Origin of the sequence: Pseudomonas sp. A214 (assembly GCF_900156295.1) — a bacterium.
Classification (GTDB): Bacteria; Pseudomonadota; Gammaproteobacteria; order Pseudomonadales; family Pseudomonadaceae; genus Aquipseudomonas; species Aquipseudomonas rhizophila.
The window spans coordinates 2,066,777-2,080,797 of sequence record NZ_LT707062.1 but is presented as its reverse complement, the minus strand read 5'-3'; the positions used below and the strand labels follow the sequence as shown (position 1 = coordinate 2,080,797).

At 60.8% G+C, this 14,021-nt stretch carries 4 protein-coding genes; 1 reads left to right on the top strand and 3 read right to left on the bottom strand.

Annotation, left to right across the window (positions count from 1 at the left end; genetic code table 11):
* Positions 1–145 precede the first annotated feature (145 nt).
* The gene (locus BW979_RS09285) at positions 146–1,477 is read left to right on the top strand and encodes a DUF58 domain-containing protein (protein ID WP_076383676.1); all 1,332 of its coding nucleotides are present in this window, start codon (positions 146–148) and stop codon (positions 1,475–1,477) included.
* Between the two features lie 16 nt (positions 1,478–1,493).
* Here BW979_RS09285 and BW979_RS09280 read toward each other — a convergent pair whose 3' ends face one another.
* From BW979_RS09280 to BW979_RS09270, 3 genes are read right to left on the bottom strand one after another with little or no spacing between them, the layout of a single operon-like run.
* Positions 1,494–6,200 (bottom strand): Ig-like domain-containing protein, encoded by a 4,707-nt coding sequence (locus BW979_RS09280; protein ID WP_076383675.1) that lies wholly within the window; start codon positions 6,198–6,200, stop codon positions 1,494–1,496.
* Positions 6,193–10,278, bottom strand: coding sequence for a neuraminidase-like domain-containing protein (locus tag BW979_RS09275; protein ID WP_076383674.1), 4,086 nt, complete (start codon positions 10,276–10,278; stop codon positions 6,193–6,195). Before BW979_RS09275 ends, BW979_RS09280 begins: the two co-directional genes overlap by 8 nt.
* Positions 10,275–13,907: a Tc toxin subunit A gene (locus BW979_RS09270; RefSeq protein ID WP_076383673.1), complete on the bottom strand. Its 3,633-nt coding sequence runs from the start codon at positions 13,905–13,907 to the stop codon at positions 10,275–10,277. Before BW979_RS09270 ends, BW979_RS09275 begins: the two co-directional genes overlap by 4 nt.
* Between the last annotated feature and the right edge of the window lie 114 nt (positions 13,908–14,021).

Sequence of the window (14,021 nt, the reverse complement as noted above, 5' to 3'; positions counted from 1 at the left end):
GGCTGCGAAGCAGCCCCCTGGTTTTGCCTGGCACACCGCAAGGGGACGCTACGCGTCCAGCGGGAGCAAGCTCCCTCGCCACAGGAAACCTCTTGGCGGCAAACTCTTTTACCAAAGCAAATACCTTCTCCAAGGGAACGCCCCCATGAAACCCGCGCGCCTACTGCTGACCTGGCTCGCCATTCTGCTGGCCCTCGGCATCGTGCTGGGCGCGTTGCGGGCGCTGGGCGTTGCGGTTCCATCGATGTTGCTGTCGATCCACTGGGGGTTGCTGCTGGCCCTTTTGGCCCTGGCAATACTTGATGCCGTACGCCTCAAGCGCTTGCCCTCGCCCCGGGTGCAACGGCAGATGCCCGGCAGCCTGGCACTGGGTCGCTGGAGCGAAGTGCGACTACAGATCAGCCATGACTTTGCGCAGCCGCTGAATGTTCAGGTCTTCGATCACGTCCCCGACGGCCTGGACTTCGAAAGCCTCCCCTTGTCGGTCGAGCTGCAACCCGGTCAACACAGCCAGGTTGGCTACCGCCTGCGCCCGCTCAAGCGCGGTCACTTCAGCTTTGAACACTGCGAAATCAGCCTGCCCAGCCCATTGGGCCTGTGGGCCGGCAAACGTCTGCTGGACGCCCTCGACCACACCCGCGTCTACCCGGATTTCGCCAGGCTCTACGACGGTCAACTGCTGGCGGTGGACAACTGGCTCAGCCAATTGGGTATCCGCCAGCGCCAACGGCGCGGCCAGGGGCAGGAGTTTCATCAACTGCGCGAATTTCGCGAAGGCGACAGCCTGCGCCAGATCGACTGGAAGGCCACTGCCCGCCATCGCACACCGATTGCCCGGGAGTACGAAGACGAGCGCGACCAGCAGATCATCTTCATGCTCGATTGTGGCCGGCGCATGCGCAGCCAGGACGGCGAGCTGGCGCACTTCGACCACGCTCTCAACGCCTGCCTGCTGCTCAGCTACACCGCGCTGCGCCAGGGTGACGCCGTGGGCCTGAGCACCTTCGCCAGCGAACAGCCACGCTACCTCGCACCGGTCAAAGGCACCGGTCAACTCAACGTGTTGCTCAACACCGTGTACGACCTGGACAGCAGCCAACGCCCGGCCGACTACCAGGCCGCCGTCACCCAACTGCTGACCCGGCAAAAGCGCCGAGCCCTGGTGGTGCTGGTGACCAACCTTCGCGATGAAGACGATGAGGAGCTGCTGGCCGCCGTCAAACGCCTGGGCCAACAGCATCGGGTTCTGGTGGCGAGCCTGCGGGAAGAGGCACTCGACCGCTTACGCCAGGCACCGGTGCAAACCCTGCCCGAAGCCCTGACCTATTGCGGGATAGTGGATTATTTGAACGCCCGGGCCGAACTGCATGAGCGCTTGAGTGCCCATGGGGTGGCGGTGCTGCAAGCCCGGCCCGGCGAATTGGGGGCCGAGCTGGTGACGTTGTATCTGGGGTGGAAGAAGGCGGGGAATTTGTAGACCCTCAGAAGCGTTGTCAGACCGTACTTCCGTCGTAACGGTTACGGATCGACAAATGAAAATTATCGTCTCCAAATTCGTCTATTGAAGCCTCACCGCGTTCATCGGTGCGAATGCCGGAAGGCCCGCCGTTGACGAGTACCTCAATCCCGGCGGCGACTTTATTCGAATATCGAGAACGGGCACGAATGCTCTTTATACGATCAGGTGGCGGACTCGTCGTTGAGCTGTCCATATTCAGTCTCGTCGTCCAACGTTCAACCTTTACCAGGTTATTGCCCAATGACATGGCCAATACCTCAGTCGTCTCCCCTGACTCCACGGCTTCCATGTGCAAGGAAAAGTCCGCATCCTGGGTCGTATTCAAGAAATTCAACTGCCACGTCACGCCCTCCGGGCCCAGCAACTGGGGAGTGTGCAATGGGGGGGTAATCACCACACCGAGATCTGCGGCGGGCTCCCCGCTCCATACCAGTTTTACATTTTTATTCAGAAACTGGCTGGAGGAGTGCGGTCGCACGGTAAAAGTGTGCCTTGCGCCATGGCAGGGATAGGCACTGCCTCCGAAACTCACTGGAATTTCGTCAAATGTGTTCTCAAACTCCGGCTGACTTATTTGCCCCGGCAATGGCGGAGACTTCGGCATCCCGCTCATCAGCGGCATATCGAATTGCAGTACAAACGGGTCAATCTGGGTCTCCTGGGTGGAAATAGACCAGCTCAACGCAGTACTCCCCGCCTCCATCGCCACCAACTGCCCCAACGGCGGATCGAATATCAAACCCTGTGCTTGTTCGCCCGGCTTATATTCCAGAAGGACTTGCGCATCAGGATCGCCGATCAACCAGCTGTACTCATAATCCAGCGTCAGCGTGCAAACCTCTCCGGGGACCAGATTCAGTTCCACGTCAGGCCACCTTACGGGTTGGCCATTGATGTAGGGGTTGAATTCCTGAAGCCAGGTCATGTCATTGGGCAGCAGCTCAAAGGTCAGACCTGCCACCTCCCATCCCGCATAGCCCCCCGTGACAATGGCGTATAGCACCCCCTTCCGCACGCCAGGCAACCTGAACTGCACCGGGGCTTGCCCGTCGGCATTTGTCCGGGTCGGCGCAATCGTGATGTGGGGGTACTCCCACCGCACCTCGACGTCTTCCAAGGGCTCGCCGGTCATGGCCGACACCACGGTCACGAGCGCTGAAACCAGCTCGCCGATATGACCATTGGCTTGGTCGCTGGTGAGCGACTGGATTTCCCGGGGCTGGTGCAAGAAGTACGACAGCGCCACCGATGCCGCGTACGGCCCTTCCCCCACCGTCGCAGTCAACTGTGCCGCGCCGGGCGTGGTGGGCACATAACGCACGCGCGCCACCCCGTAATAATCGGTCACGGTGGTCACTTCCCCCAGGTCATCACCGCGCCAGGTCACGATCACCCCGGCAATCGGCCTGCCACTGATGGAGGAGATCACGGTGACCTGTTCGACCAGTTCCTGCTCCCACTCCAGTATTTGCTGAACCCCGCTGTCCCAGCGGATCTCCAGCACTTGCTCGCCCTCGCCCAACGACATCGCATTCGCCGGGGATAGGCTGGCCAGACGCTGGGACGCCAGGCGCAAGGCAAAGCTGCCGTCCTTCAGATCGCCGGCCTTGAGCGTGAAACGCAAGCCCTCGCTGGGAAACTCGCGAGGCATTCCCAAGGGGTCAGGTAAAAAGCTGATGCCCAGTTCGGTGGGCCCGGTTCCGGTCATGCCAAGCGTCAGCTCACGCTCGAACAAAGGGCTGTTCTCGGAGGCCATCAGCTCAAAAACATGTTCGCCCTTGCGGCGCGGAAAGTAGGTTTTTTCACCCCAGGGTCGCGCGGGCGCGCCATCAAACCGGACCGTCAGCCCCGCCCACGGATCACTTGCCAGCGCCGTGACTTCAAAGGGCCGTTCCTCTTCGTAGCCGTCGTAACGACTGCTCACCGAGGCCTTCACTGTCTGGGTGCCGGCGGCGGCCGGCGCCACGGCAAAACCCGACCAGCCATCGGCGTCGGTGGGTTGCGCGCTTGAACTGCCCGCTGTCCAGGTCACCGGCACCTGCTCCACGGCACGCCCGGTGAAGTGGGAAACCACCTGGACCCACAGCCACGCAGGATCCTGCCCGACCACTGGGTCGACCGGCGATTCGCGCCAGCCCTGGATCCTGACTTTGTTATGCGCCAGCGTCATCGGCTTGGCCGTGGCGACGAAGTCCAGCGCAGGCACTGCCCACGCCAGGGCAAACTCGCCCGGTTGTTCACTGGCGGAAAAGTCCAGCGTCCAGATCGCGCCGCCGTCGTTGATCGGTTGCGCAAGATTCAACGCAGGGCGCACCGTTGCCCCCAGTTCCTCGGCGGGTGTCCCCGACCACGCCAACGTTGATTCCAACCCCACCAGCGGGCTCAGCGCATTGGGTAAAACGCTAAAACGATGAAGCGCGCCCAGACACGGATAAAGCGCCTGGGCGTCCAGTGCGGCGGCTATCTGGTCGAGTCTCAGGCTGACTTCTTCCGTCAGATTCTCAGACACCAATCGCCCCGTCAGCTCGCGAACGATTGAAACGCTCTCCAGGCGCAACTCCAGCTCAAACAGGCTGCTGGTGCTCGTATTCGCTTGTGAGGCGAGATTCCACTCCGTACCGGCTGCCACCAGCGCTTTGGGCGTTCCAAGGTCACTGGGCACCAGCCCGATATCCGGCGCCGTCCCGCGCCAATGCAGACTGATGTTCTTACCGATCCACGAGCTGCCGGAATTGGGCAGCACTTTGAGTGTGTGCGTCTGCCCGCGCCGGCAGAGCACACCGAGCGCATTGCGCTCAACCACCTCGCCATCGAGCAGAATACTGACCTCGTTTTTCCAGGGGCTGGTGGCAATCGCCTTCACCTCAAACGGGCGCTCCACCGCCACGGCCTCGCCATGGGCCTTGATACTGGCGATGACCACTTTGTCCCCCGCACTCTGCGGCGTGTACAACACACTGGCCCAACCGCCGATGCCGGTGGTAACGGTGGATAGCGTCTCGCCCCCGGTTTTCCATTCGACCTGGGCATTGATGACCGGATCGCCGTCGCCGCTGGCCACGAAGTGCACCACCTGCACCCGCAACAGCACGCTTTCATTTTCGTCCACCACGGGAAACTTGTTGGCCTCTCGGACTTCACCCACCCGAACCAGATTGCGCGCCAGCGACATATTTTTTTTCGGTGAAGGCAGCAACAGTTTCGAACAGGTCAGTTGCAGGTCGAACCGACCGTCAGACCGATCTTCGCTGGTCAAGGTCCAGGCCAGTTCGGCGCCGGTGACCGGCACCGGAGCTTCAAGGGCCGGGCTGACGGCCACGCCCAATTGCTCGTGGGAATCACCACTCCAATGCAACGACAACTGCGTCCCCTGCAAGGGGCTGGCGGCGGGCAGTTTCACGTCGAGGGGATACTCCGAGCCGCGGTTGGGGTAACCGGTTTTTTCCTCCCAACGCGACTCAACCCCCTCGACCACCGTCAGCACATCCTTCCACGGATCCGTGGCCAGCACCCGCACCGTCAGGATTTGAGTCAACGTGCCAGAGGCGTAGTACAGGCTCTCGACCGACGCCTGGATCTCGACATCACCGGCCTGCGTCGGTTGAAAATCGAAGTAGGCCCAGCCGTCAGTTCGGCTGACGGCAACGCCGGTGACCTGCCCGGTCGTGGAGGTCCAGTTCACGGTGCGGTCGCTCAAGGGTTGCCCGGTGTAATAGGAAGTGACCTGCACCCCCAAACGCACACTTTGGTCGTATTCAAGCACCGGGTAATACGCCGCCTCGAGCACGCCACGAAAGGCCAGACGATGATGCCCCAGGGACACCTGCACCGGATAAGCATCGGCGGCGTACTGGTTAACCAGGTCCATCGAAAACAGATAGGGACCGTCTTCACCGATCGCCGGACAGTCCAGGGCCCAGGCCGAATCCAACGGGTGATCCACACCCCAGGCCGGGGTCGCGAGCACCGCGCCCTGGGGGTTGTCATCGCTGGTCAACGCAGCTTGGGTGCCGGCCCATGCATTGTCCGGATCGGGCCTGAATTCAAGCTGATGAGCCAAGTCACCCGAGGCCCCCAGGCACACGTACAAAGGCCCGGTTGCCGGCAGTGTCTGCTCGTCAAGCTTGAACGCTTGCATCAGCACTGGCTCAAGGTACACCTGGAGGTTGATGCGCGTAATGCGGATGGCCCCGATGTCGTCTTCGGGGGCGTTTCGCGGGCTTTGAATATTCAGCGTGAGGGTGTCTTGAGCGTTGAACGGCAGGTCCAAGGGTACGTTGTAGGCAATAGGTCTGTAATCCAGCGGCTGACCGTCCCTCAGCCGTGCCTGATCCTCCTCCACATCCCGGGCTGCTCCTCTCGGCAACAGGATTTCCTGCTCCTGCGGATGTTTATCGCTGCTAATGACCAGCCTGCCCGGTTCGGTATGCCTCGTCTCGCACAGAAAGGTGAGGACGTAGCGCGCTGGAGCGCCTGGATCCTTGGGCGCCGTCAGCGCCTGACTGACCGAAGCCTCATCGCCGATGGTCAGAAAACTAACGAACTCCTCCTCCCCCTCATACCACTCCTTCCCAGTGCCCAGGTCGCCCGGAATCGGTCCCCGTGTCCAGTGCTCGATCCAGTTTTCGAAGTCGCCATTGAGCACCAGATTTTCATTGGCCAGGATAATCGGCTTATTCATGGCGAGCTGCTCCTTCGGCGGTTGAGTAGGGGGGAGTCAGGCTGATCTGATCTTCGACGGCTCGCACGAACGGTGGCTCGCCGGCCCTGGCCATGTAACGGATGCGCACGATGATGTCCGTCAACGACAGCAGCGTGCTCTTCTGCGGCTCATGGACCGCCCTTGGAAAACTCAACAGCCAGCGTGAAACCACCCCGGTGTTTTCGAAGGGGTTGAGCATGCTGTCATCGGGTTTCATCGCCACCATGCCGTGGTCGCCAAGCCCCATCGACAAGGCGATCTGCTGACCGCTGCGCAGGTTGATCTGCACATCGGAAGGCGCCACGTTACCCACGGGATCATGCAAGTACTTCACCGCTGGAAGGGATGCCTTGGTAGCCGTCATGCTGCTGATCTGCAGCAAGGTGGCACGTACATGTTCATAAGGCCCGATCAGCACAGGCAGGTCGACCTCGACCGAGCTGATTTGCCGGCAGTAATGCCCCGGGTGGTCGCGGTCGAACAGCAATTGAGAGAGTTTGAACTCCAGCGTTCCCTTGGTGCGCAACTGATCCAGGGCGCTCGCCCAACTGCTGTTGGGGGCCTGCGGGTCGCTCGCATCATCGAACAACTGGCGCAAGGAAATGGTCTTGACCAGCTCCAACCGCCGTTCAAAGCGTTGCAGGTACTCACGCTCCATGCGCATCAAATGCCCGCGCAGGTGTTCGCCTGCCGTCAGACCGTGGCGGTTGTCCAGCCAGACCTGGGGCAAGGGGATCTGCGAATCATAGTCACCGGTTTCGGCACTCAGCGAGGCCTGGGCGCTGAGGCACAGACTGACGACGGCATCGTAGGCCTGGTAATGCAACGCCTTGAACTGACCCAGCAGCCAGCCATACAGCTCGGCATTGGACGCGCGCTTTTTGATGAAGTTGTACACCGTCAAGGCCTGGTTGTTGGCCAGCAGGGTTTGATCCAGCGTGGTTTGAGCGGCGCTCACCGCGTGGGTCTGAGCGGTGATTTGCGCATCGAGCGCACGCACCTCCGCCTGCGCCTGATTACGTTGCAGTAGCCATTCTTCACGGCGACGCCGGTAACTTTCGGTGGTGGCCTGTTTGTCCGCGTCCATTTGCAACACCGACGAAGCAACATCCAGACCGAAACAAACCGCGTCGGCTATTTTCTCGAGACGATGCCCACCGGCGGCCAAACCAAAAATATTGGGCATCGAGGCAATCACGGCGCCCGCGGGTTTGATGCTTGCCGAGGTCAATGCCAGGATTTTGGAAAGCTGCAAGCTCTCCATGACCTCGTATTCGACCTTCGACACGTTTTCGTTGTAGAGATGCTCATAAGCGGTTGCCCGTTCCTCTGCCACCGCCCGGCTTTGCTGCAGCGCAGTCCTGCTCGCCTGGAGCTGAGTGATGTTCTGTTCCTGCACCGTCTGGGCGTAGCTGCCCAGTTCCACCAGATGGTTCTGTTGCAGTTCCTGCTGCTCGGCCTGGTCCCGTTGTTCAAGCAGACGCAGCACCTGGGCGCCGTGATCCTGGAGCGCCTGCACGGCGCGCAATGCCACCTCGAACGTCGTGCGCCAGCGGAAAGCCCCCACCACCAACCGACCGCCCATGGGCCTTGGCGCACCGACACCACCGGCCGCCAGGTCGCGCAACAACGCGTTGGGATCGGTGGGTGGGCTGAATAGCGGTGTGTCCAGTGGCTTGCCGTCCAGGGTGAGGTTGTTGCGCAGGTTATGCAGGCGCTGGCCGGGCAAGTCGTACAGCGCGAGCAACTGCTCATTGATCGGAGCCTTGAAAGGCTCGTTGGCCAACAGCCCCAGCAGCGGCGGCGCTTCGGCGGCCGCGGGGAAATCCGCGAGGCTGAACGCCAGGCTTTGCTCGAACTGCTCAAGTGCCGGTCGCGACCTGCTTTTGTTCATCAAGCTGTCTACCGTGTCGGTTTCCCAGCGGTTGACCGTGCGCACCGCCGGTGCCTTGCCCATCAGAAATTCGGCCTGCACGTAACACAGCTTGGCCGCCACCAGGCTGTCACGGGTGAGCTGGCGGTAATACCAGTCGCCCCAGGCCAGCAAGTTCTTGACGTACTCCGAGAACACCAGAATCTGAAAGTGCCGGGGCGCCGAATAGCCGATGGCGTCAGGGTCGGTGGGCGCCTGGGTTTCACAGCCCAGGTTGCCGTTGCTATTCAAAGGGCGGCAGCGCCAATACTTCGGTTTGGGATTCGGGTACTGAGGGTCGTTGGCCGGGTCGGCCGGCGCTTGCGGGTCGAACAGGTAATGCAACCATTTCTGCGCTTCCAGGAAGCGGTCCTCGGTGCGCAAACGTGTGGCCACCAGATGCGGCAGGTGGAAAAACAGCTCCCAGAAAAACAGACCGTTAGCGCCGTCGAAGGCTCCGTTCGGCTCGCTGATCGTTTGGCTTTCCGGGGGCGGCTCCGGCAGAAACTGCGTGTCCCAATCCAGCACCGCCTCGACGGAGATATTCGAGCGCTGCACCAGCTCGGGGCCGAACAGCGAATTCAGGCGGGCGTACTTAAGGGTCAGCTCGGGTTGGTTGAGGGAGAGAAACTGCGCTGCATCGAGGCTGTTCTTGAGCAGTGAGACAGGGGCAAACTTCGTGACGTTGATGATGGTCAGTTCGAATTTATTTCGGCCATATCCACCCGTGGTTGCGGTATGCCCGAACGAAAACGTTGTTGGCTCCGGCCATGAGCCACTCTCACGCTGAAACTCCTGCCATTCGGTACTCCAGCCACCGGCCAAGGGAAAACTTCCCGAAATGGGTGGAGGGTCGTCGGCCGAATTTTGCAACGTCAGGTCAAAGGTGGCCTCTCCGGTCAAACCCGTTGGCCTGCAATAGCCCTGCACAAACAGCTTGTCCATGTCGGTGCTGGCGTCGCGAAACACCACCGCCTGCAGGCTCAGGTACGGTGTCAAACTGCCCGTCCTCTCCACGGAGGTGACCATGGTCGGCTGATTCATCAGCGGATGTTGCACCGTCTCAGCCGTGACAAATCGCTTGAGCGCCGCGTGTTCCAGCCAGCCGCCATCGTCCCAGGCCACGGGGCGGAACAACACGTCACGCACCGCAAACACCTTGAGGGAGTCCTCAGCGTTGGTCAAAAAAACGCCCAGCTTGCCCTTGGGGTTGTAGGGGTCGGCCCACACCGTCGCAATCAACCGGGCGCCTTGGGAAAGGTCGTCGTCATGCACGCTGCTGTGCAGGCTCAGCGGCGCCGACCATCGGCCATTCTGGGCCATGAACGCCACTTTGATGTCCAGCCGGTGCGGCAGGCTTACGTCGTCCTCGTCCACGCTTTCGACCTTGTACTGCCATTCGGCCCACACCAGGCACAGCCGTCCGCTCCAGAACACCGGGCGGATATCCAGTATCGTCACGCCCGTGGGCGTGTCCACCGGCAGCCATTCACTCCAGGCCGCCGGGTTGATGGCCGGGCAAGTGGGAGAGAGCTCGACCTCGGCCTTGCGCCAGAAGTATTGGTAAGGCGGCACCCGCTGGCGACCGACAAAGTAGTAGTCGGCCCGGGCCGGCGAGACGCTGTCCATGTAGCTGCTGAGCACGTCCAGGTTGCAGGTTTGCTCGAACGTTTGCAGGTACTCCTGCAAGGCAACCTGCACCGAATCACTGTTCAAGTGTGCCTGGTTGAGGTTGTTTTCAAGGGTCTTGAACAGGCTGGTCTTGCGCTGCCGCACGAAGGGGTTGATGAAGTTTTCCGGGTAAAGCGCGATCATTTGCAGCGCCGACCAATCCGGGTAGTTGTTGTAGAGCTCCCAGGTGGCCAGGTCCCGCTTGTCGAACTCGGTGTCGGCATAGCCGGGTTCCAGTTTGCGGTAGGCGGCGTGGATGAACTGCTGGGCGCAACTGGTCGCTTCGGCGACCCAGGAGCTTTGCACCGGGTAACTGTCCAGGGGATCCAGGCGCAGCAGTTCGAACAGGTCCGCCGGGGTCCGCAGGAAGTTGTTCGGAGGATTCTCACCACTTTTTTCAACGTGCCCGAGGCTGTATTCGATCAGGGCGGTCCGGCGTTTTTCGAGCAAGTCACTCAACGTGTTCAGAGTCATGGTACTTGCTCCTCGCGTTCAAAGATGATGGGCGGGAAATTAGCTAACACGCTACCTTCAGGGGCAACGCTGATCTGGAACTTTCCGCCAGTAGGGCTGGAAACAAATGTTCGGGCCACGCCCTCCTGGTTGGTGTAGCTCTGATCCGGTCGATAAACCACCGTGCCTCCCCCGTCGTCCAAGTCCCTGCTTAACCAGCGCGTCAGATGGTTTTTCGCAATGTTTCCATGGACGTCCTTGATGGTGGCGTAGAGTTCGACTTCCTGACCGGCAGGTACCGCTTCCAGAGGTACCGGTGACATGTACCGTGATGGTATGGCTATGTGTTTAGCATCGATAGTGACCTCGACGGTCGGGGCATACTCGCGCTCAAACAGATCGAGCCAGAATTGCGGCGTGTCCCACCCCGTCACCTTGCCCGGTTTGTACACGGCCTCAACCACGCCGTCGGGTTCCGTAGCCTTGGTTTCAACGGTCCCCAGTTCAGCGCTCCAGTAAACGTTGACGCCGCTCAACGGGTTCCCGTCGCTGTCCATAAGGGTGACGGTGAAGGTGATTGTTTCATCAGTCCCAGCCACCACCGTGGACTTGTCCGGATTGCACGTCACAGTAACGAGCTGCTTCAGATCCCCGGTAAAGGTCACCAACGGCCTATCGGATTCGGACAGGCTCAGCAAGGCATGTTCGGCGGCGGCCTTGTAGGCGGGTTTGTTGATCTCTTCTGGCAGCCCGCCCATCAGGAAAATCGTCAAGGCATCCATGCCGGTGCGCGCCGCCAGCACCCGGACCCGCATCAACAGATCGAGCTGGGGCAGGTTTTTCAGGATTTTTTGCGCAGATTGGAAGCGGCTGACGCACTCGCGCACCTCCTGCACGCTCCAGTCAAAAAACCCGGCCAGCCGGATGGACGCCGCTTGTTCGGCCAGACGCAGTGCATGCCCCCCTATCGGAGAAGGCAGCGCATTGACCTCGCGCAGGTAGTCGAGCAGCGTCTGCGCCGGCTGGTCGCTCAGCTCGAACGCACGGTTGAGAGTGGTCAGGTAATAAAGCGTGCGCACCGTGAACGCGTGCTTGTCGTCCTGGTCCAGCCAGGCTTTATGGCCGTAATCCAGATAGTCGCGCAACACCTCTGCGCTCAGCTCAAGTTTCGCCACCACCGCACTGCGACGGCGCACATCGGCCAGCAGCGCAAGCAATGGGTCAGCCAAGGCGTTGCGTCGCTTCACCGAGCCTTCAAGATGCGAAAGGTCACGTTCGAGCACCAGACGCAGCAACCGGCTCACCGTTGAATTGGCCCACGCCAGCACCTCGAGCGCTTGCTCGGAACCGATACCCGTGTAAACCGCCAGGCATTCCTTGACCACCGAGACCTGGGCGTCCCTGGCCTCCAACACCACGGCGAGGAGCCTATCGACGATGGCGGGGCGCTCCAGTTCATATTGTTCACCGAGGCCGATGGTCACGGCGTAATCAAGCTCTCTTCGCGCAAAGTCCAGGTATTGAGCCTCGGTTCCCGTGCGCGACATCACCAGCCCATCGGACTCGACCAATGTCGTTTGCATCCCCAGCAGCTCCAGCCAACTGGCGCCCGCCATCGCCGGCACACCGCCCATCAGGATCGCCGAGTGGGTGAGCATTGCGCCGGGCAACAGATTGAGCAACTGCTCAAAAAGCCGACCCTCAGCGTCCCGGGAAGCGTCCAGCGCAGAAGGCGGCGAGACCTGCTGCACCATCCAAAGCACCGGCAGGTCGTGATCGGCACACCAGTCCACACACAATTGCATGGCATGGATGAGGTTCAGCACATCCGGGCTATCGCTTGTGGTGGAGTTGATCCGGGGCACACCCGCCAAACCGTTGAGCCAAAGCTCCCCACCCAACACCGTCAGCAACAACACGCCTTCGACCGGGGTAATGCCCAACAGCCGGGGCAGCTTCACCATGCGGTAGAAACTGGACACGATCGCCAGGTTACGCGGCAGACTGTCGCCGTCGATGCCATGGGCATTGGCAATCGCCAGGGCCAGGTAGTTGTAGGTCTGCAGGTCGATGCCCAACGCGCTGCACAATTGGCTGACGGTCAGGTCGGGCACCTCAGGTGCCGGCACGATCGGAAACGTTCCGCCGTCGAGCTTCAAGGGGTCACGGTAATCGCCCTGGCCATTGAAGAGCTGATCGAATTGGGACAGTGCTTCACCGCGACCGTAAATCGACAACTCGTCGATAAACACGACAAAGTCGTTCACCGGGCATTCACAGCGCTCGCGCAACGACTGAAACAGCCCGAGGGCATGCACGACCTGTTCAGTGATCCACCAGTTATCTGCCGGCGCACCACCGCGCACTTCAGCCTTGATGGCCGCCACCAGCAGCGCATCCACCTGTTCGCTGGGCAGTGCCAACCATTGATCCAGGCGCAACTTGCGATTCATTCGGTCGTAATGCGCAAGTCCCGCCGCGTTGCCTGGGCTCACGGAGAGTTTATGAAGAAACAAATTGCCCTCTCCGCGACCGGTAATATGGAGAGCGGGGTGGGCATTGGCGTTGAGGTAAACCGAACCGGAGCGCCCGCTTTCCGGTTCTTCAGGCACCTGCGACGAGTACGTCACATTGGCCGAACGCACTGGCGCAAAGCCCCGTACCGACAGCAAAGCCTCGAGCCCCTGGGTGTCGAGCTTGGTCCGTTCGCCGAAGAACGGCACCTCGATGAGGTCCTGCCAATTCAGCGCGTCGGCGCCGAAGTTCTGCATATAAAAAATCATGTGTTCGTATTCGCCTCCCTCCCCTTCTCCCTCAAACTCTACGGGCGGCTCCGTCAGCAACCGCCGCTGATAAGGCCCCAGCCGCGACGCATGGGCCAGGGCCGGGCCCACATCGCTGTACCAGGCCTGGGTCTGGAAAAAATACGGAAAGGACGGGCTCACGCTTTGGGCAAAACTGCCCACCGACAGGCCATGGTGGCGGGCAACGGTGTCCACCGTGACCCAATGTTGGAAGTACGGCAGCCCGTTGGGATAACGCGCCTCGATCATGGCCTGTTCCAGTTCCTCCGGAAGCAAACCGATAAACTTTTCCAGCACCGGGACGATGATGTCCACCGACGACACCGATTGATGCACTGCGTTGAAATCGATGCTCAGCGGCTTCAGGTCTTTGCGCCGGTCATGCAAGGGCAACTTGCTTGCGTCGCTTGAAACCGCTTCGATGCGTTGCTCGATCCACCGCATCAACTCAATCAAATACGCCACGGGTGATGCGAAAGACTCCAGGGCCTGGGGTGGGCACAAGCTGTCGAACTGAGGATTGAACAAGAGCTCGAAACTGGGGCCTTGAACCATCGACAGCAAACCACTGCTTGCCCGCCGCTGCTCTTTTGCCGAACCGTACAGGGTGTGCTCGATGAACTGACGCCGCAGGTAAATGGCCATGCTGTTGAGGCGCCGTAACAGCTGACGAGCGTCATCGGCGCTCACGCCAAAGTCCCTCACCAATCCCTGCACGCCCTTTTCCACCAGCGTAAAGATCGAACCGCCCTCTTCGAGGTACGTGTGCAGCGTTGCGTAGTGGGTGAGTTGTTGGTCACTGAACACCTGATTCAGCAGCTGTAAAGCGGGGCGGGAGTCAGCCATGGACGAGTCCTCGAATTCGATAACGGCCCGAAGCGGCCCGACGAAGCCGTCAGGCCGAGTGTTTGCTTAACGTGATTTGGCGCTTGCGAGCCCAAGCCGTCTACTGTCAGAACC